This window comes from Microbacterium sp. K2 (assembly GCF_051365005.1).
In the GTDB taxonomy this organism is placed as follows: Bacteria; Actinomycetota; Actinomycetes; order Actinomycetales; family Microbacteriaceae; genus Microbacterium; species Microbacterium foliorum_B.
Window position 1 is genome coordinate 2,085,116 of record NZ_JBLWII010000001.1, and the last position, 19,564, is coordinate 2,104,679.

General features: G+C 69.8%; 16 protein-coding genes. 1 reads left to right on the plus strand and 15 read right to left on the minus strand.

The genetic code is table 11. The features are described from left to right. The first annotated feature begins 7 nt into the window (after positions 1 to 7). A complete protein-coding gene (locus ACLKOY_RS10120) occupies positions 8 to 1,900 on the plus strand; it encodes a glycoside hydrolase family 127 protein (RefSeq protein ID WP_436453501.1) in 1,893 nt (630 codons plus the stop codon). Between the two features lie 109 nt (positions 1,901 to 2,009). On the opposite strand, the gene ACLKOY_RS10125 is transcribed toward ACLKOY_RS10120, so the two are convergent. From ACLKOY_RS10125 to ACLKOY_RS10195, 15 genes are all read right to left on the minus strand, one after another. Next, a complete protein-coding gene (locus ACLKOY_RS10125; protein ID WP_436453502.1) occupies positions 2,010 to 3,503 on the minus strand; it encodes an aldehyde dehydrogenase (NADP(+)) in 1,494 nt (497 codons plus the stop codon). Then, positions 3,500 to 4,999 carry an FAD-dependent oxidoreductase gene (locus ACLKOY_RS10130; protein WP_436453503.1) on the minus strand — a complete coding sequence of 500 codons (1,500 nt, stop codon included), beginning with the start codon at positions 4,997 to 4,999 and terminating at the stop codon, positions 3,500 to 3,502. Before ACLKOY_RS10130 ends, ACLKOY_RS10125 begins: the two co-directional genes overlap by 4 nt. Then, positions 4,992 to 5,321, minus strand: coding sequence for a (2Fe-2S)-binding protein (locus tag ACLKOY_RS10135; protein ID WP_436453504.1), 330 nt, complete (start codon positions 5,319 to 5,321; stop codon positions 4,992 to 4,994). The genes ACLKOY_RS10130 and ACLKOY_RS10135 overlap by 8 nt, the downstream gene beginning before the upstream one ends. Before the next feature lie 29 nt (positions 5,322 to 5,350). Continuing rightward, positions 5,351 to 6,517 (minus strand): NAD(P)/FAD-dependent oxidoreductase, encoded by a 1,167-nt coding sequence (locus ACLKOY_RS10140; RefSeq protein ID WP_436453505.1) that lies wholly within the window; start codon positions 6,515 to 6,517, stop codon positions 5,351 to 5,353. Continuing rightward, positions 6,517 to 7,221, minus strand: coding sequence for a GntR family transcriptional regulator (locus tag ACLKOY_RS10145; protein WP_436453506.1), 705 nt, complete (start codon positions 7,219 to 7,221; stop codon positions 6,517 to 6,519). The genes ACLKOY_RS10140 and ACLKOY_RS10145 overlap by 1 nt, the downstream gene beginning before the upstream one ends. Beyond that, positions 7,208 to 8,203 carry an ornithine cyclodeaminase family protein gene (locus ACLKOY_RS10150; RefSeq protein WP_436453507.1) on the minus strand — a complete coding sequence of 332 codons (996 nt, stop codon included), beginning with the start codon at positions 8,201 to 8,203 and terminating at the stop codon, positions 7,208 to 7,210. Before ACLKOY_RS10150 ends, ACLKOY_RS10145 begins: the two co-directional genes overlap by 14 nt. Further along, entirely contained in the window at positions 8,200 to 9,201 is a 1,002-nt protein-coding gene (locus tag ACLKOY_RS10155; RefSeq protein WP_363572857.1) for a proline racemase family protein, read from the minus strand. The genes ACLKOY_RS10150 and ACLKOY_RS10155 overlap by 4 nt, the downstream gene beginning before the upstream one ends. Positions 9,202 to 9,217: 16 nt before the next feature. Continuing rightward, the gene (locus tag ACLKOY_RS10160) at positions 9,218 to 10,126 is read right to left on the minus strand and encodes a dihydrodipicolinate synthase family protein (protein WP_436453508.1); all 909 of its coding nucleotides are present in this window, start codon (positions 10,124 to 10,126) and stop codon (positions 9,218 to 9,220) included. A gap of 109 nt (positions 10,127 to 10,235) precedes the next feature. Further along, a complete protein-coding gene (locus ACLKOY_RS10165) occupies positions 10,236 to 13,070 on the minus strand; it encodes a beta-L-arabinofuranosidase domain-containing protein (RefSeq protein ID WP_436453509.1) in 2,835 nt (944 codons plus the stop codon). After that, on the minus strand, positions 13,067 to 14,509 hold the full coding sequence (locus tag ACLKOY_RS10170; protein WP_436453510.1) for an aminopeptidase P family protein: 1,443 nt from the start codon (positions 14,507 to 14,509) through the stop codon (positions 13,067 to 13,069). Before ACLKOY_RS10170 ends, ACLKOY_RS10165 begins: the two co-directional genes overlap by 4 nt. Further along, on the minus strand, positions 14,506 to 15,798 hold the full coding sequence (locus ACLKOY_RS10175; protein ID WP_436453511.1) for an alpha/beta fold hydrolase: 1,293 nt from the start codon (positions 15,796 to 15,798) through the stop codon (positions 14,506 to 14,508). Before ACLKOY_RS10175 ends, ACLKOY_RS10170 begins: the two co-directional genes overlap by 4 nt. Then, the gene (locus ACLKOY_RS10180) at positions 15,795 to 16,691 is read right to left on the minus strand and encodes an ATP-binding cassette domain-containing protein (RefSeq protein ID WP_436453512.1); all 897 of its coding nucleotides are present in this window, start codon (positions 16,689 to 16,691) and stop codon (positions 15,795 to 15,797) included. Before ACLKOY_RS10180 ends, ACLKOY_RS10175 begins: the two co-directional genes overlap by 4 nt. Next, positions 16,688 to 17,596, minus strand: a complete 909-nt coding sequence (locus tag ACLKOY_RS10185; RefSeq protein WP_436453513.1) for an ABC transporter ATP-binding protein — start codon at positions 17,594 to 17,596, stop codon at positions 16,688 to 16,690. The genes ACLKOY_RS10180 and ACLKOY_RS10185 overlap by 4 nt, the downstream gene beginning before the upstream one ends. Continuing rightward, positions 17,593 to 18,591 (minus strand): ABC transporter permease, encoded by a 999-nt coding sequence (locus ACLKOY_RS10190; protein WP_363572871.1) that lies wholly within the window; start codon positions 18,589 to 18,591, stop codon positions 17,593 to 17,595. Before ACLKOY_RS10190 ends, ACLKOY_RS10185 begins: the two co-directional genes overlap by 4 nt. Beyond that, on the minus strand, positions 18,588 to 19,562 hold the full coding sequence (locus tag ACLKOY_RS10195) for an ABC transporter permease (RefSeq protein ID WP_436453514.1): 975 nt from the start codon (positions 19,560 to 19,562) through the stop codon (positions 18,588 to 18,590). Before ACLKOY_RS10195 ends, ACLKOY_RS10190 begins: the two co-directional genes overlap by 4 nt. Between the last annotated feature and the right edge of the window lie 2 nt (positions 19,563 to 19,564).

Genomic DNA, 19,564 nt, shown 5'->3' on the forward strand with positions numbered 1-19,564 from the left:
CCACGCGATGCCAGTGACCCGAGTCCCCGCTCACGCCCCGGTCGGGCCGACGACGCACGGCGTGCGCCGCCCGCTGCGGTCTTCGCCTCTGGTCGAGCGCGGAGCGGTGCACGAGTGGCACCGCCGCAACCGGCAGGTGACGCTGCCGCACGGCATCGCCATGCTCGAGGAGTACGGCACCCTCGACAACGTGCGGCGGCTCACGGGCGAGGCAGACGTCGAGTTCCGCGGCATGCTCTTCGCCGACTCCGACATCTACAAAACGCTCGAAGCCGCGGCCTGGGAGCTCGGCCGTGAAGAGGATGCCGCTCTGCGGTCGTTCTTCGACCGGACCGTCGATCTCATCGAGCGGGCGCAACAGGACGACGGCTATCTCGACTCCGCGTACCTCAGCCGTGACGACCGTCAGCCGTGGACGGACTTCGCCCAGGGCCACGAGCTCTACTGTCTGGGCCATCTGATCCAGGCAGCCGTCGGTGCGCATCGGGCGATCGGAGACGACCGTCTGCTGCGGGTCGCCGAGCGTTTCGTCGAGCACGTTGTGGCGCGCATGGGTGCCGACGATGCGGTGGAGTACTGCGGACACCCGCTCATCGAGGCGGCCCTCGTCGAGCTGCACCGCACGACGGGCGACGAGTCATCGCTCGCCCTGGCCGAATCCTTCATCCGCCGACGTGGTTCGGGCTTCCTCGGGGGCGTGATGTTCGGCGCCCCGTACTACCAGGACGAGCAGCCCGCCCTGGAGGCCACGAAGATGCGCGGGCACGCGGTGCGCGCGCTCTACCTGAACCAGGGGATCACCGACGTCTATCTCGAGACCGGCGACACCGCCATGCTCGACGTGATGCGCGCCCAATGGGACGACCTCGTCTTGCGCCGCATGTACCTCACAGGAGGCACCGGCGCCCGGCACGAGGACGAGGCGTTCGGCGAAGCCTTCGAGCTGCCGCCCGACCGCGCCTACGCCGAGACCTGCGCGGGAGTCGCCCTCTTCGGCTGGGCCTGGCGGATGTACCTCGCCACGGGCGATGCCGCATGCATGGATGTGGCCGAGACCGCCCTCTACAACGTCGTCGCCGCGGGCATCTCCGCCCAGGGCGACTCGTTCACCTACGTCAACCCGCTGCAGGTGCGCGACGAGCGCCCCTACGGCGGCGACGCCCCGGCCGCACGTCGTCGCTGGTTCAGCTGCGCGTGCTGCCCGCCGAACCTGATGCGCACGTTCGCAACGCTCGAGCACCACCTCGCCGCCGAACGCGAGGACGGCCTCGACATCGTGCTCTACGCATCGGCCACCCTGCGCGCGCATGGCGCCTCGGTGCAGGTCGAGACCGCCTACCCCGTCGATGGCAGCATCCAGATCACTGTCGACGGAGACGCGTCCGAGGGATGCCGTCGGCTGGCGCTGCGCGTGCCGCAGTGGGCGTCCGGTCGTCCGCTCACCCTGCGTCGCGACGGCATCACCATCGAGCCGCTCGTCGAGGCAGGATGGATCGTCATCGACGACGCCCTGGTCGACGGCACCGTGCTCGAGCTGGAGCTGCCGGTGGAGGCCGAGGTCATCCACCCGAACCCTCGCATCGACGCAGTGCGCGGAACCGTGGCCGTGCGACGCGGGCCCATCGTCTACTGCGCGGTCGGAGACGTCGACGGCCTCACCGTGGATGCCGACGCTGTCGCTGAGTCGCTGGCGACCGAGGCCGCGGACGTCGAGTCACGTGGCCCGCTCGGTCCGCTCCTCACGATCCCCGCGCACCGGCTGCCGACCGACGCGCAGCCGCTCTACACCCGCGGGCCGGATCTCCCGTCGACCGAGCCGACGACCGTCGAGCTGCGTCCGTTCGCCGAGTTCGACGGCGGCGCCTCGATGCGCGTCTGGATGCCGACCTCGACGATCTGAGCGCGCGGTCGCTGCCCGGACTGGCCCTTGGCTTGTGCGGGGTCACAAATGCATCCGAAACAGCCCCGCGCGATGCGAAACTGACCCCGCACACAGGACGCCGCGCCCGTCAGGGCAGCGTCAGCACGCCGTCCACGCGCCGCGCGATGCCGAGCGGGTTGCCCTCTTTGAGAGCATCCGGCAACAGGGACTCCGGCACGTTCTGGTAGGCGACCGGTCGCAGGAAGCGCGTGATCGCGGCCATACCCACCGAGGTGGTTCCGACGGCGGTCGTGGCCGGGTACGGGCCACCGTGCTGCTGCGCCCAGGTCACCGAGACACCGGTCGGCCATTGGTTCCAGAGCACGCGGCCCGCGCGGGCCGTCAGCTTCGGCAACAGGTCGACCACGATCTCGTCGTCGTCCTCGCCGATGACGGTCGCCGTCAGCTGGCCCTCCAGACGATCGGCGATCTCGAGCATCTCGCTCTCGTCGTCGTAGGTCACGACCAGCGCGGCAGGTCCGAACATCTCGCTCATCAGCGTGTCCATCTCGGCCCGCAGCGTCTCAGACGACGCGGCGAGCAGCACGGGTGCCGGCGCCCCGGCATCCGCGCCCGAGTCGCCATCGACACCAGCACCAGCACCAGCACCAGCCGAGAGCGTGCGCACACCGGCGACGGCACGCGTCGAGGCGAGCGAGTCACGGAAGCCGCTCTCGATGCCGCTGTTGAGCAACGGCGCCGCCGCCGGCAGCCGCTGCGCCTCGAGCTCGGCGACGATCGACGACCCCGCGGGCACGAAGAGCACTCCCGGCTTGGTGCACAGCTGCCCGGCGCTCCCGGTGACAGAGGCCACGAAGTCTCGGGCGATGCCCGCAGCATCCTTATCGGCCGCGCGCTTCGTGACGAAGGCGGGGTTGGTGCTGCCGAGCTCGCCGTAGAACGGGATGGGCTCGGGTCGCGTCGCGGCGATGTCGAAGAGCGCACGCCCTCCCTTCACCGACCCGGTGAAGGCGGCGGCCTTGACTCCGGGAGCGCGCAGCGCACGCACCCCTGCCTCGGTGCCATGGATGGTCTGGAACAGTCCCTCGGGCGCACCTGCCGCGGCGAGTGCATCGACGACCACCGCGGTGGTCGCGTCGGAGAGATCCGGATGCCCGTGATGGGCCTTGAGCACCACGGCGTTGCCCGCGGCGAGCGCGCTGGCGGTGTCGCCTCCGGCCACCGAGAACGCGAAGGGGAAGTTGCTCGCGGCGAACACGAGCGTCGCGCCGATGGGCTCGAGCTGACGGCGCAGGTCGGGGCGCGGAGCACCCATCGGCCACTCGGCGTCGGCGTGGTCGATCCGGGCGTCGAGCCAGAGCCCCTCGGGGAGCATCTCGGCGAACATGCGCAGCTGGAACGTGGTGCGACGCAGCTCGCCCCGCAGGCGCGCCTCGGCGAGATGGGTCTCGCGCTGCGCCACGGGGATGAGTTCGTCGGCGTGCTGGTCGAGGGCGTCCGCCACGGTGTCGAGTGCGCGAGCACGCTCGGCGATGCTGGCGCGCTTCCACTGCTCCGATGCGCGCACCGCGCGTTCGATGATCTGGTCGACGCGGTCGTCGGATGTGTCGTGCAAAGTCAAGACTCCTCCTGGTTCGGGTGGTGCGGCACGAGCGAGGCGAGGTCGCCCAGCGAGACGGGCACGCCCACCTGTCGATTGGTCAAGGATTCGAGTGCGGGGGCATCGACGACGTCGCCGGTGCCGGTCGCGACGAGCTTCGAGAGGGCGAATCCGCACACCCTCCCCTGGCAGAGGCCCATTCCGGGTCGCGCGGTCACCCGCACGTCGCGCGCGTCGTCGGCGCGCAGCCCGTTCACGGCATCGGTCACCTCGGCGGCGGTGACCTCTTCGCAGCGGCAGACGTGGGTCTCGGGGGTCAGCCACTCGTCCCACGCGGCGGGCACGGGGCTGGCCCGATGCATGCCGACCGCGAAGCGCCGACCACGCTGCAGACGTCGACGATGCCGGGCCATCGCCTTGGCGTCGGTCGCGGCGCCGAGGTCTCTCGCGACGGCGGATCCGGCGAGCTCACCCTCTGCGCACGACGCGATGGCTCCGCCGATGCCGGTGACCTCGCCAGCGGCGAAGACGAGCGGATCGGACGCGCGCAGGTCGTCGTCGACATCGATCACGAGCGATCCGTCGACATCGATGCGGGTGCGCAGCCCGAGTCCGACGGCGAGTTCGAGCTGTGGGGTGAAGCCCCAGCCGAAGGCGACGAGGTCGGCGGCGACGGTGCGCGAGGATCCGGGACGGATGCGCCCCTCGCCGTCGACGCGCGAAAGCTCGACCTCGCTCACTCGCCCGCTGCCGCGCACGGCACTGATCACGGTGCGCGTGCGGAAGGGCACGCGATGGCGCAGGAAGGTGGACGCGTAGCCCGCGCCTTCCCACAGCTTCCCCGGCTCCTGCAGCGCTCGCAGGGGTGTCGCCGCCCAGCGCGAGAGGGCGTTGGCGTCGACCACCTCGACCACCTCGACTCCGGCCTCGGCGAGTCCTGCGGCGACGGAGAGCAGGAAGGGTCCGGTGCCGGCGACCACCGCGCGGCGTCCGGCCCGCACCTGATTCGCCTTGAGCATCGCCTGCACACCTCCGGCGGCCATCACTCCTGGCAGCGTCCACCCGGGCACGGGCAGCTGGCGGTCGTAGGCCCCGGTCGCGATCACGAGTCGTCGCGCCCACGTGGTGCGCTCGGCCTGGGGCAGAGTGTCACGCGCGCCGACCGCACTGGTGCGCAGGGCCACCCGGTCGCCGAAGCCGTCGGTGCGCCACACCTGCCGCCCGGAGAGATGCACGATGCGACCGGACGCGACTCCGGCGGCGAGACGATCGCGCAGATCGGTGTAGTGCCGCCAGTGGTGATGACCGGTGCTCTCCGGAGCCGCGAAGGCGTCGCGATGACGCTCGTCGGGATGCCGCCAGTACTGCCCCCCGGTCTGCCGCGAGGCGTCGATCAGCACGACCTTCAGTCCGTGCTCGGCGGCGACGACTGCGGCGCTGAGTCCTGCCGGTCCTGCACCGACCACCGCGACATCGGCGGGCGCGGTCTCGGTCGTCGGGGTGACGTTCTCAGCCATACGACTCCTCCGGATGCGATTGCGACGGCGGCAACGGCGACGGCTCGGACGACGGCGCCGTCAGCGGCAGCGGCTCGTCGGGGTCGGCGCTGCGCACGTCCTGCCCCTCGCACGCCTCGACGAGACAGGCACGCTGGCTGCGCACGCCGTCGACGGTCACGAGGCAGTCGAAGCAGACGCCGATGCCGCAGAAGAGCCCGCGAGGTGCGTGGTCGCGCCGTGTCGTGCGCCACGACACGATGCCCGCTCCCGCGAGGGCACCACCGATCGTCTGCCCCGGCGTGAATTGCACGGGGCTGCCGTCGAAGTCGAGGCTGCTCACGGGTGGGGTCCCGTCGGTGTTCATCCGGTTCATGCAGCGACGAGCCCTTCGAGTCGTTCGGGGCGGAAGGCGGTCAGGTCGAGATCGGTCTTCTCCGACCGCAGCGCCTGCGAGAGCAGCTTGCCCGTGCCGACCGAGAGGCCGACCCCTGCACCTTCGTGGCCGGCCGCGTGCCAGAGACCCGGCATGCGAGCGTCCTCACCGATGGCCGGCAGGTGGTCGGGACAGTACGGGCGGAATCCCGAGTACGCGCGCTGCACCCCCACGTCGCGCAGCGCCGGGAACAGGCCGAGACCGCTCGCGGCGATGCGTGCAACCGCCTCGGCCGAGAACGACCGATCGAACCCGACGCGCTCGCGACTGGCGCCCAGCAGGATCGTGCCGCTGGGGGTGCCCTCGACGACCGGCGAGACCTGCAGCCCGGCATCCGAGCTGGCGACATCGCCGACGTATTCGGCGGCGTAGACCTTGTGGTGCACCGTGATCGGCACGGGCTCGGTGACGAGCACGAATCCGCGTCGCGGCATCACCGGCAGGTGCACCCCGGCGAGCGCGGCGACCTCGCCGCTCCAGGGGCCGGCACAGTTGACGACGGCCCCGGCCGAGATGCGCCCGAGCGAGGTGTCGACGCCCATGGCGCGGCCGTGATCGGTGAGGATGCCGTGCACCGAGGTTCTGGTGTGCAGCTCGGCGCCGTGCTCGATCGCCAGCCGCAGCAGATGATGCGTGGCGAGCAGCGGCTGCACCTGCGCATCGTCGGGGTAGAACGCGCCGCCGACGAGGGCGGGGTTGATGTACGGCTCGACCTCGCGCAGCCCGGCGTTGTCGTCGATGATCTCCGCGCGGATGCCCAGCTCGCGCTGGTGTGCGACCAGGTTCACGAGACCCGCCATGCTCGCGGCGCTGCCCGCGACGACGAGGCCGCCCTTGGATTCGAACTCCCACAGCTCGGCGTGCTCGGCGAGGTCCTCGCGCCACACCCGCTGCGAATAGAGCGACAGCTCGAGCTCGGGCCCCACCTCTTTGTCGGAGACGAGGATGTTGCCCTCGCACCGACTGCTCGTGCCCGAGGCGATGGAACCGCGTTCGATCACGATGGTCCGAAGGCCGGAGGCCGCGGCGAAGTACGCCGTCGCGGCACCGACGACCCCCGCACCGATGATGACGACGTCGGCGCGTGCTGTCGATGAAGCCACTAGCCGTTCGCCTCCGGGGGGTGGGGCTCGCCCACCGTGTGACCCGACCAGTCGCCCTTCACGTGCTCGATGTGCGAGAACACGAGGTCGCGCGCACGCACCGCATCGCGGGCCTCGATGGCATCCATGATCGTGTGGTGCTCCTTGGCGGAGCCGGTGAGATGCCCGCGTTCGTAGAGCTCGGCGAGACCGAACAGACGGGTCTGCGAACGCAGCGACTGGATCAGCTGGGTGAGCCGGGCGTTGCCCGCGTACTGCAGGATCGCCAGGTGGAAGTCGCTGTCGGCGCTCAGATACTCGACCAGGTCGCCCCGGTCGGCTGCCGCGACGATGTCGTCGGCCTTGCTGCGCAGGTCGGCGAACGCGCTCTCGGGGATCAGCGGGGTGGCCTTCTCGACGGCCGGCGGCTCGAGGAACAGTCGCAGCTCGGTGACCTCGGCGAGGTCGTGCGACGACACCTCTGTCACGCGGAATCCGCGGTTGGGCATCGCGACGACGAGCCCTTCGCGCACCAGGTCGAGCATGGCCTCGCGGATCGGCGTCGCCGACGTGCCGAACTCCTCGCCCAGGCTCGGCGCCGAGTACACGCGCCCCGGCTGCATCTCGCCGCTGATGATGGCGGATCGCAGCGCACGGGTGACCGTGTCGCGAACACTGGGCTGCTTGCTGAGCCGAACGAGGCTGCGCGTGTCAGTTGCGGACATCTGTGTTCCCTCTCTGAGGCGATGCATCGGCGCTCGGCGCCGACCTCAGGATCTGCGCCACCACGGCGAGATCCTCCCAGCTCATGCCGACACCCGTGTAGACCGCCGGTCGAGCCTCGCGGCGCACGAAAGCACCCGCGACCAACTCTCGCAGATTCGTCACCGGCTGCGCACCTGTCTGCCACTCCGCGAGATCACGGGCCTGCAGCAGGTTGCCGTTCTCGCGGAACGCCGACGCCCTGGCCTCGACCACCACATCGGCCTCTGTCATCAGGTCGGCCGCCAGTTCCCGACGCTCGGCGCCGTGCGAGCCGATGGCCGCGACGACGGCGTGATCGCCGACATCGGCACGGCCGAGCACCGGCACGTTCGACGAGGTCGCGGTGATGACGACGTCGGCGTCACGCGTATCGCCGAGATCACCGGATGCTGCGCGGATGCCATCGGCACGGAGTCGCTCGACCAGTTCGGCGGTGCGGCCGGCGGTGCGGCCCACGATGCTGACGGCGCCGACCGGCATCAGGTCGACGAGCGTGCGCACGTGCGCCACGGCCTGCGGCCCCGACCCGAGCACGGCGAGGGCGTCGATGCCGTCCCTCGCTCCACGAGGGTCGGCCTGCAGCATCCCGCTAATCGCGACCGCGGTGACCGCGGGCGTGCGCAGAGTCGTCAGGTGCGCGCCCTCGAGGATAGCGAGGGGGCTCAGCGTCGCCGCGTCGAACACGAGGTACCACGCCTGGATCTTGGGCAGACCCCGCTCGGTGTTGCGCGGCGCGATGGTCACGACCTTGATGCCCGCGTGCTCGGGCGACTGCGTCGGCATCAGCAGGAACTCGCCGCTGTCGAGCGGGCTGAACAGTCGAGGAGAGTCGGCCTCGATGTCGACCCCGTCGCGCAGCGCCGACGCGATGGCGTCGACCGCACCGCGTCGGTCGAGAGCCGCGTCGATCTCCTCGACGCCGATCACCGGAACAGACGTCACAGCACGAACCCCTGAGGGAAGGGATCGCTCGGGTCGAGCATGTACTGCGCCGTGCCCGTCACCCATGCCCGGCCGGTGATGGTCGGGATGACGGCGGGGATGCCGGCGACCTCGGTGGTCTCGACGAGACGCCCCGTGAAGCTCGTGCCGATGAACGACTCGTTGACGAAGTCCTGGTTCAGGTCGAGCTCGCCGCGTGCGTGCAGCTGCGCCATGCGCGCGCTCGTGCCGGTGCCGCAGGGTGAGCGGTCGAACCACCCGGGGTAGATCGCCATCGCATGACGCGAGTGCTCCGCGGTCGAACCGGGCGCCTTCAGGTAGACGTGGTGGCAGCCGCGAATCGTGGGATCGACCGGATGCACCGGCTCACCCTTCGCCTCGATGGCCGCCATGATGCTCAGCCCGGCGGCGAGCAGCTCTTCCTTGTGCGCACGGTCGAACGGCAGCCCGATCTGCTCGAGCGAGACGACCGCATAGAAGTTGCCGCCGAATGCGAGGTCGTACTCGACGGCTCCGAGCCCCGGGACGTCGACGACCTGGTCGAGCGCGACGACGAACGAGGGCACATTGCGCAGGGTGACGCTGTCGGCGTGCCCGTCGGAGACGTGCACCTCGGCGATCACCAGGCCGGCCGGAGTGTCGAGACGGATCGTGGTGACCGGCTCGACGACCGGCACCATGCCCGTCTCGACGAGCACGGTCGCCACTCCGATCGTGCCGTGTCCGCACATGGGCAGGCAGCCGGACACTTCGATGTAGAGCACGCCGAAATCGGCATCCGGTCGCGTCGGCGGCTGCAGAATGGCTCCGCTCATCGCGCTGTGGCCACGGGGCTCGTTCATCAGCAGCAGGCGCAGGTCATCGCTGTTCGCCATGAACCACTGCCGGCGCTCCTCCATCGTCGACCCGGGCATCACGCCGACGCCGCCGACGATCACCCGCGTCGGCATCCCCTCGGTGTGGGAGTCGACGGCGTGGAAGACGCGTTGTGCTCGCATGAGTCGTATCTCCGGATCAGCGGTAGCCCTTGGCCAGCACGGCCTCGGTGTCGGCGATGATACGCGTGCGCACCTCGTCGGGAAGCGGCAGGCGCGGCGGGCGGGTCGTGATGCCCGCGGGGGCGACACCGGCGACCTCCTGCGACAGCTTGATCGCCTGCACGAACCAGGTCTTCGAGTCCCAGCGCAGCAGCGGGTGCAGGTCGCGGTACATCTCGTGCGCCTTCGCCCAGCTGGCGGGGTCGCCCGAGGTCGACAGGTTGTAGAGCTCGACGGTGGATGCCGGGATCGCGTTCGGGTAGCCGGCGACCCAGCCGACGGCGCCGTTGATGCCGAGCTCGAGCACGACGTCATCGGATCCGATCGAGATGTCGAGTCCGGGAGCGAGCTCGCGGATCGCGTACGCGTTGCGCACGTCGCCCGAGAACTCCTTGACCGAGACGATGAGACCCTCGTCGAACAGGCGCGCGAGCAGCTCGGGGCGCAGGTCGATCTTCGTGTCGATCGGGTTGTTGTACGCGAGGATCGGCAGACCCACTGCGGCGACGCGGCGGTAGTGGTCGACGACCTCGTCGTCGCTCGCCCGGTAGGCGTTGGGAGGAAGCAGCATGACGGCGGGTGCGCCGTGCTCGGCGGCGTGCTCGGTGAAGCGCACGCTCTCCATCGCCCCGTAGGCGCCGACGCCGGGGATCACTGCAACGCCCTCGGGCGACGCCTCGACGGCGGTGAGGTAGACCTGCTTGCGCTCCTCCTCCGTCAGCGTCTGGTACTCACCGAGCGAGCCGTTGGGGATGATGCCCGTCACGCCGTTGTCGGTGGTGAAGCGGATGTGCTCGGCGTAGGCGTCGTAGTTGACGGAGAAGTCCGGATTGATGGGCAGCGTCGTCGCGAGATTGACGCCGTGCCAGGGCTTCTTTTCGGTCATGAGTCAGAACTCCCGTGCTCTCGGCGCCCCTCGGCACCAGAATGATGAATGAGTACAATTGCAATGTTAGTGGCGAACGGCGGCCCTGTCCATGAGTCTCGCGGTTTCTTCACGAGGCATCACCCCTCGCCGGCAGAATCAGTCGTTGACGGGGCTCTTCATTGCCCGCGCGATCGGTCGCCGCGAACTCGATCACCTGCTCGTGATCGGAGAGCGCTCGCACGAACGCCTCATGGAACGTGGCCCAGAAGGTACCGGGCCCCTCCCACTGGATCCGTTCGACGCCCGACACCTCATCGGTCGCCGTGAGGGTGATCTCGACACTCGACCCGAGCTGTCGCACGGTCGCGCGAGAGACAGGTGCGCCCGTATCGACCGCGAAGTCGCGCGAGGCATGACCCGTCGCGCCGGTGGCGTCGATCGCTCGAGCTCGCACCCGATGCTCGCCGTCACCCGGCAGCGCGAAGGGACCGGTGTACGGCATCCATTCGTCGTCCGACACCGCCACCTCGACCCGCAGGCCGCCCGCTCCGGCGAGATCCTCGGCGGCGACCGTGATCGTCGGCACCTCTGTGAACCACCCCGAGGGTGCGGGCAGGACTCCCGGCGTGATCGCGACCGACGGCGCGATGGGCGCATCGGCGAGAGCGCGCGGAACGCTCCACTCGACCACAGGGATGCCGTCGGCACCCGCGTGCTCGCGCCAGGTCGCCGCGGTGACGTCGGCGTCGATCACCGAGCCGTGGGGGTGCCCGCCGAGCCCGTCGACGTCAGACGCGGCCGCCGCCTCGAGCACCTGCACGAGCTCGCTCTGCGCGAGCAGTCCGTCGCGCCGGGCCACGCTCGCAGTCTTGCCGACCCGGTCGAGGAACTCTGCGCGAGTGGATGGCGCAGGCTCGCGCCACACGTCGTCGAGCAGCGAGCTTCCGTCGTGTCGCACGCGCACCGGCACGTCGGTCTCGGCGCCGACGAATCCGATCGAGGCTCCTGATGCCCGCACGTACATGTGGTACCTGGAGGAACTCCCGGTCCACACGGGTTCGAAGCGCACTCCGGCGATGCTCACGGCGCCGTCCGTCCGCAGTGCGGCCTCGACGTCGGCTGCGGAGCCGATCTCGTCGGCACGCAGCGACCCGTCGAGGAGTCGCCGCTGGGCGAGCGCGAGGTCGAGGGTGGTCGTCGCATCCGACCGAGCGACCAGCACCGATGGTCCGAACTCGATCGACTGGAGCATCGCGTCGTCGAGCGTCGCCACGGATCGCAGCGATGCGTGAGAGTCGATGCGCAGCACCTCGCCCGAAGACCACTCCCGACGAACGACCTGGTAGCCGTGCTCGACGGGAGCGTCGATCGTCTCGTCGCCGATCCGGAGCACCGGGGCGTCGGCCGCCCACTCGGGCACCCGGATGCGGAGGGTGAGCGGCGTGCCGTCGACGAAGCCGTCTGCGCCCTCGATCGTCAGCTCGGTCGTGCCGCCGAGGGGCTGCGTCGTCTGCATCCGCACGGTCACGTGCTGCTCGCGCCAGTCGAGCGTCGCCGACACGAAGAGGTTGACCCACAGGTCCGCATCCGCACCGGCATCCGTCGAGGTGAAGAACACCGTGTCCTGGTACTTGGCGTGGTTCTCGAGCCCGGTGCCGCCGCAGCAGGTGCCGACGTTGTCGAACTCGGCGACCGCCCCGGGGTTCACCGGGAACATGTAGGCGACCTCGGGGCTCGTGTCGGAGTCGATGTCGCGGCGCGAGGCGAGGATGTGATTCAGCACTCCGCGCTCGTAGTACGCCATGAACCGCGGCTCGCGGGTGAGAGCGAACAGCTGTCGAGCGATCTTGAGGAGGTTGTAGGTGGCGCACGTTTCGGCGTTGCGGTCACCGATGTCGCCCGCGACCGTGTGCGGAGGGCCCCAGAGCTCGCTCTCACCGGTGCCGCCGTGCGCGTACATGCGCCCGGGAACGATCTGGTCCCAGAGGCCCAGCACCGCCTCGAGATAGCGACGTTCGCCCGTGAGGTCGTATTCGTGCAGGTAGCCGAGCAGCTGCGGCAGGTGCTGGTTCGCATGCATGTCGGTGAGCACGTCTCGGCGCTCGGCACCGGCTGCGAGCAGGTCGTCCTGGTCGAAGAGCTGTGCGACCTCGAGGAAGAGCGGCTCGTCGGCGACGACGCTCAGCCGCGCCATCGTCTCGTTCATGCCGCCGAACTCGCCCGCGATGTAGAGCGACCACATGCGCTGGATGCGCTCGTGGTCGAGCCGGGTCAGTCGGTGTGCGACCCAGTGCCCCATCGAGACGGCGATGTCGCGCGCCTCGATGCTGCCGGTCAGCTCGTAGGCGTCGAGCAGGCCGGCCATGACCTTGTGGGTCGTGTAATACGGGGCCCAGATCTCGCCGTAGGGCGCGTAGTCCTCGAGTCGCGAGAACTGCCATTCGCCGTACGCGGCGAGGAATCCGGGGTGCGAGTAGCGACCGGTCGCCCCGAGTGCCCGCTGCACCTCGCCGAGACCCGAGACGAACTCATCGACCTTGGCGCGCAGCGCCTCGTCGCGCTCCCCCGCATACGCGAGAGCGAGCATCGACAGGAAATGGCCTGCGTAGTGACCCCGCAGCAGGTTCGCGGTCTGCGCGTTCTCACGGCCGGGGTAGTCGTGCTCGCCCCACGCCTGCTCGCGCGGGTGGCCGAAGTCCTCCCAGTTGCCCGGAGCCAGGGCGCCACGGGTGTCGAGCCCGGCGTTGGCGCGGAAGACTGCGAGCAGCCGGTCGACCGGATACACGCGCGCCAGGTGCAGCATCTGGTTCTTCGCCCTCGCGAAGACGCTGTCGTCGCCGATGCGCACGCGGTCGAGAGGGAACGGGCGCAGCTGCGCAGAAGAGAGGATGCCGGTGGATGCCGTCGCCTCGCCGCCGTCGGCGGCCATCGTGCCCCACGCCATCGCGTTGCCCCGAGTCATCGCACCGCCCTGTGCCGCTGCGTCCACTCTTCGATGCCCGCGGCGTCGATGGGAAGGGCGTCCGAGAGCACCTCGGATCCGGTCGGGGTGACGAGGATGTCGTCTTCGAGGCGCACTCCGATGCCGCGCAGCTCGGGCGGCAGGGTGAGGTCGTGGGCGTGGAAGTACAGCCCCGGCTCGACCGTCATCGCGACGCCCGGTTCGAGGTCGGCACCCATGTAGTCCTCGTAGTGCGCCTGGCTGCAGTCGTGCACATCGAGTCCGAGGTGGTGACCGATGCCGCACGCGAGGTAGCGGCGATGCTGCTGACCGTGGGGCGACAGTGCCTCGTCGACCGAGACGGGCAGCAGGCCCCAGTCGTGCAGCCCCTGGGCCACGACCTGCATCGAGGCGAAGTGGAAGTCGAGGTACGGCGTGCCCGGCCTGATCTGATCGAGGCCCGCGCGGTGGGCCTTCTCGACCAGGTCGTGCACCTCGCGCTGGGCCGGGCTGAACGTGCCCTCGGCCGGCACCGTGCGCGTGACATCGGCGGTGTAGAGCGAGTGGGCCTCGACACCCATGTCGAGCAGCAGCGCCTGATCGGGGTGCACCGGGCCGTCGCAGCGCACCCAGTGCAGGATCGGCGCGTGCGAGCCCGAACCGACGATCGTCGAGTATCCGGTGCCGTTGCCGTGCGTGCGCGCGTGCCTGTCGAACGTGCCCTGCAGCCAGCGCTCGCCGAGCCCGTCGGCGATGGCACGCGGGATCTCGGCGACGACCGCCGCGAAGCCCGAGACGGTGGCGTCGACCGCCAGCCGCAGCTGACCGATCTCCCAGTCGTCCTTGACCATGCGCAGGCGCGAGAGGGTGCGCTCGAGGTCGGCCGAGACCTCGAGATCGTGCTCTGCGGCCGAGGTGCTGGCCGAGCGGGCGGCGAGCGCACCGCGCAGCTCGGAGGCGCGGCCGGCGAGCGCTTCGATCGGTTCGACCGTGATCTGCAGCTCCTCGGCCCACTCGGCGAGGCCGGCGGACGGCCCGACCCACAGCTCGCCGTGCAGTGCGTTGCTGAAGAACCCGTCGTCGCCGGGTCGGAACGGAGCGGGCATGTAGAGCACCGCGTCGTGGCCGCCGGGCCGAGCCCACATCACGAGCGTGGCTTCTTCGGCCTGGCATCCGGTCGCCCAGACGAAGCTGCTGTCGGCGCGGAACCCATACGACGAGTCGTCGTTGCGCACCGGGGCGATCCCCGAGCTCAGCACCAGGGTCTGGCCCGGCATCGTTGCGCTCAGGCGCTCGCGATGCGCGGCCGCGGCCTGTGCGCTGCCGGCCGGCAGGTCGGGACGCGTCGGAACGTCATCCCACCCCTGCGCGATGAACTCGCGGAACGCGGGGATCTCCGCCAGCTTCGGGTAGCGGGTGCCCGCATACGGCGGGCGTGCTCCGGTGGTCGTGTCGCTCATGCGCGCTCTCCTCCGCGGTCTCGGACGAGCTCTCTCAGGCGCGTCAGCGTGCGGCCCGATCCGATCCCGTCGTGTTCGTATTCGTTGGTCACCCAGTACTGCGAGTTGCCGATGCCCTCGAGCGTCTGCAACTGCAGACCGGCGTCGACGTACATGTCGTCGAAGTAGACGACCGCGGCCACCGGCACCTCGTTGCGCGCGAGCGCGGCGGGGTCGTAGAGCGGCGACCAGTCGGTCTTCTCTGCGAGCTGGTCGACGGCGGTGCGGAAGCCGCGCAGCAGACGCACCTCGTCGAACATCCATGGGAATGCCATCTCGCCGGTGAACAGCAGCGGTCGGCGGGTCTCGTCGAACTGGGCACGCCGCTCGCGTTCGGCCTGCGCGGCCCACGCGGTGGGGCCGCTGTGCTCGTCTCCGTAGATCGATTCCTGCAGGGTCCAGAACAGGGGGTTGCCCGCACTCGACGACAGCGTCATCACGTCGTGCAGGAATGCCGTCGACAGCTGTCCCGGGCGCACGAAGGCCTTCTCGACGAGCCAGTGCAGTCGCTCGAAGCCCGGTTTCATGCCGAAGTCGATGCCCAGCGACTGCCAGCGGCGCACCGTCAGCAGGTCTCCATCAGGCAGGTGCACATCGCCAGCGGCCAGCCGGTCGGCGATCCGCACGACTGCGGCCTCATCGTCGGGGAATCGGCGGTAGAACTCGGCCGTCTTGGCCTCGACCCGGTCGAACGTGCGGCGGTACACCTCGCTCGCGCGCGGTGGCATGCCCGGCACCCCACCGCACACGTAGCTCGCCGTGAGTCCCTCAGGGGCGAACGAGAGGTAGGTCATGGTGATCCAGCCGCCGAAGCTCTGCGCGAGAGTCGCCCAGCGGCGCCCGTCATACAGAGAGGTGCGCACGTGCTCGAGGTCGCGCACGATCGAGTCGGCACGGAAGCACGCCAGGTACTCGCCGCCCGCCTCGCCGCGCTCGGCGACGATCGCGGCATCCACCGGCGTGCTGAGACCCGTGCCCCGCTGGTCGACGAGCACCACGCGGTAGTCGCGCAGCGCCTCGTCGATCCAGCCGTCGCGCCCGAGCGGCCGCGGGTTGGCACCGCCAGGGCCGCCCTGCAGATACGTCAGCAGCGGACGGTCGGCGGTGTCGGCGGTCGGGTCGACGAGTTCGCGCACGAACAGCTCGATCGTCTCGCCGTCGGAGGCGTTCCAGTCGAGCGGCACCGACGTGCGGTATTCACGGACGCGGATGCCGGGCAGCATGTACTGCGCCGTCGCGGTGCGGGTCATCGGGTCTCCTCCGTGTCCACCGCGGCATCCCGCGCAGCATCCTGAGCCCGGCCCGCGCGCGCGGCCTCGGCCTTGCGACGCCGTGCGTCCCACTCGGGGTTGATGCGCGGCACGGCCTGCAGCAGCGTCTTGGTGTACTCGTGCTCCGGCCGCTCGAAGATCTCGTCGCGCATGCCGGTCTCGACGATGGCGCCCTGCGACATCACGGCCACGCGGGTGGCGATCTGGCGCACCACGGCCAGGTCGTGCGCGATGAAGAGGTAGCCGAAGCCCTCGTCGGCCTGCAGGTCGCGCAGCAGGTTGATGACCTGCGCCTGCACCGACACGTCAAGGGCCGACACCGCCTCGTCGCAGATCACGAGCTTGGGCCGCACGGCCAGGGCACGGGCGATGCCGATGCGCTGCGCCTGGCCACCCGAGAACTGCGCGGCGTAGCGCTCGGAGTGCATCGGGTTGAGGCCGACGCGCTCCATGAGCTCGCGCGTGAAGGCGCGGGCGCCGCCGGGGATCTTGCGCCCCTGATAGACGAGCGGCGCCGTCACCAGGCGCTCGACCGTGTGCTTCGGGTTGAGCGACGAGTACGGATCCTGGAAGATCACCTGCACGGCGCCGCGGAACTCCCGCAGCTCACCGCCCTTGGCGCGGGTGACGTCGGCGCCCTCGAACTCGAGCTTTCCGCTGGTGGCATCCATCAGCCGGGCGACGAGTCGCGCCGTCGTCGACTTGCCCGAGCCCGACTCGCCGACCACGGCGAGGGTCTCGCCGCGATGCACTTCGAGCGAGACCTCGTCGACGGCCCGGAAAGTCTTCGACTTGCCCAGGGGCCCAGCCGAACCCGTGGCGAACTCCTTGACCAGATCCGTGCCGCGAAACAGCGGTGTGCCGGTGTTCATCGTTCGCTCCTCCCGTTGTTCGGGACCGTGATCTCGGTGGTGCGCAGCACGCCGATCTCGTCGTCGATGCGCGGCACCGCGTCGAGCAGACGCCGGGTGTAGTCGGCCTGCGGGTCGCTGAAGACCTGCTCGACGGCTCCGCGTTCGACGGTCTCGCCCGCGCGCATCACGACGATCTGATCGGTGACCTCGCTGACCACGGCGAGGTCGTGGGTGATGAGGATGAGGCCTGCGCCGGTCTCGCCGCGGATCTCGTCGAGCAGGTCGAGGATCTGCGCCTGCACGGTCACGTCGAGCGCGGTGGTCGGCTCGTCGGCGATGATCAGGTCGGGCTCCATGCTCAGCGCCATGGCGATCATGATGCGCTGGCGCATGCCGCCCGAGAACTGGTGCGGGTAGTGGTCGACCCGGCGCGCGGCATCGCGGATGTGCACGCGCTCCATCGCCTCGATCGCGACCGTGCGGGCCTGCTTGCGCGAGACGCCGCTGCGGTGCGAGAGGTAGGCCTCGGCGATCTGCGTGCCGACCTTGTAATAGGGGTTCAGTGACGACAGCGGATCCTGGAAGATCATCGCGATGCGGTCACCGCGGATGCGACGCTTCTCGCGCTCCGGCATCCCGAGCAGTTCTGCGCCGTCGAAGCGGACCGACCCCGTGGCCGTGCCGCCCTTCGGCAGCAGGCCCATGATCGCCAGGCTCGTCATCGACTTGCCCGACCCGGATTCCCCGACGATGCCGAGCGCACCGCCGCGGGGCACGTCGAACTCGAGGTTCTTGACGACGCTGACAGGGCCCTGTGCCGTGCGGAACGAGACGGTGAGGTCTCGCACCGACAGCAGCGGACCGCTGCCCCCGCCACTCTCGGGACCGGTGGTGTGTCCGGTCGTGTTCGCTGTGTCGCTCATGCGGTGGCCCCCGTTCTGACGCGCGGATCGATCGCGGTGTACAGCAGGTCGACGACCATGTTGCCGATGATCACGAAGAACGCCGACAGCAGGGTGACGGCCATGATGACCGGCTGGTCGTTCGAGGTGATCGAGTCGGCGGTGAGCTTGCCGACGCCGTTGATGCCGAACACGGTCTCGGTGATCACTGCGCCGCCGAGCAGGCCGGCGACGTCCATGCCGAAGATCGTGACGATCGGGGTGAGCGCAGGGCGCAGCGCGTGTCGACGCCAGACCAGGCCCGGCTGCAGTCCCTTCGCCCGCGCGGTGCGCACGAAGTTCTCCTGCAGGGTGTCGATCACGTTGGCGCGGGTGAGGCGCGTGTAGACCGCCGCGTAGCCGACCGCCAGCACGATCCACGGGAGGATGAAGTTGAGGAACCACTGCGCCGGGTCATCCGCGAACTTCACCGCCTGGGGGAACGGCAGCCAGCCGAGGGCCACGACGAAGATGAACTGCAGGGCGAGGGCGAGCACGTAGTTCGGGATCGACATCGAGCCCAGCGTGAGTCCGGCGAAGAACCGGTCGAGGAACTTGCCCTCCTTCACGGCACTGAGCACACCGGCGATCACTCCGCCGAGCAGCCAGAGCACTGCGGCGCCGATCGCGATCGTCGCCGTGACGGGCAGGCGCTGCACGATCATGTCGCCGACCAGCTGGCTCGTCTGGAACGAGTAGCCGAGGCACGGGGCCGCGCACTCGACGGCGGCACCGGCGACCGTGAAGGTGCGGCCGGTGAACAGACCGCCGACGTAGCCCCAGAACTGGGTCCAGAAGGGCTGGTCGAGCCCGAGGTTCAGCCGGATCTGCTCGATGCGCTCTGGCGTGCAGTTCTTGCCGCAGATCTGCACGGCCGGGTCGGCGGAGAGCAGGAAGAAGATCGCGTAGGTGAACAGCGTCACCAGGAACAGCACGACGATCATGCCGAGCAGGCGGGAGCCGACGATGCGGATCATGAGCGGGCCTCCCCACTGGTGGCGATGGTGCGGATGCGGTCACCCAGGGTCGTGAACGACAGCACCAGGAGGAAGAGGAACACACCGGGGATCACGAAGTACATCGGGTCGACCGCGTACCACGGGGTCGCGGCGGCGATCATCTGGCCCCAGCTCGGAGTCGGCGGAACGACACCGACGCCGAGGAACGACAGCCCCGCCTCGGTGCCGATGTAGCCGGGAACCGCGAGGGTCGCCATCACGATGATGGTCGACTGCAGGTTGGGCAGGATCTCGCGGAAGATGATCCGGCCGCTCGATGCACCCGAGGCCTTGGCGGCTTCGACGAACTCGCGCTCCTTGAGCGAGAGGGTCTGCGAGCGCACGATGCGGGCGAGGTAGGGCCAGCCGAAGAGCGAGATGACCACCACGAGCAGGAAGACGCGGTTGTCGGCGGGGAGCGCCGACAGGATCGCGATCATGAAGATGAGGGCGGGGAACGCCATGAGGAACTCCATGACGCGCGAGATGACGAGGTCGATGAGTCCGCCGAAGTAGCCGGCGAGCAGGCCCATCACGACGCCGAGCACCGTGGTGAGCAGCGTCGCCGAGAGGGCGACCGTCATCGAGACGCGGGCACCGTAGGCGATGCGGGCGAAGATGTCGCGACCGCTGCCGGGCTCGACGCCGAACCAGTGCTCGGCGCTGATGCCGCCGAAGGGTCCGATCGGGATGGCACCGAGGTTGGGGTCGATCGCCGACTGGTCGAACTGGTACGGCCCCCATCCGCTCAGCATCGTCAGCAGCGGCGCGAAGATCGCCATGAGGATGATGAGCAGGATGTAGGCGCTGGAGAGCATGGCTCCCCAGTCGGTCAGGAATGCGCGAAGCAGCCGCCGGCCAGAGGCCGGGGGTGACTCCAGTGTCGTTGCGAGACTGGAGTCACCCGCCGGCGTGGCTTCGGACTCGAGCGATGTCGAGCTGAAGGTCATGC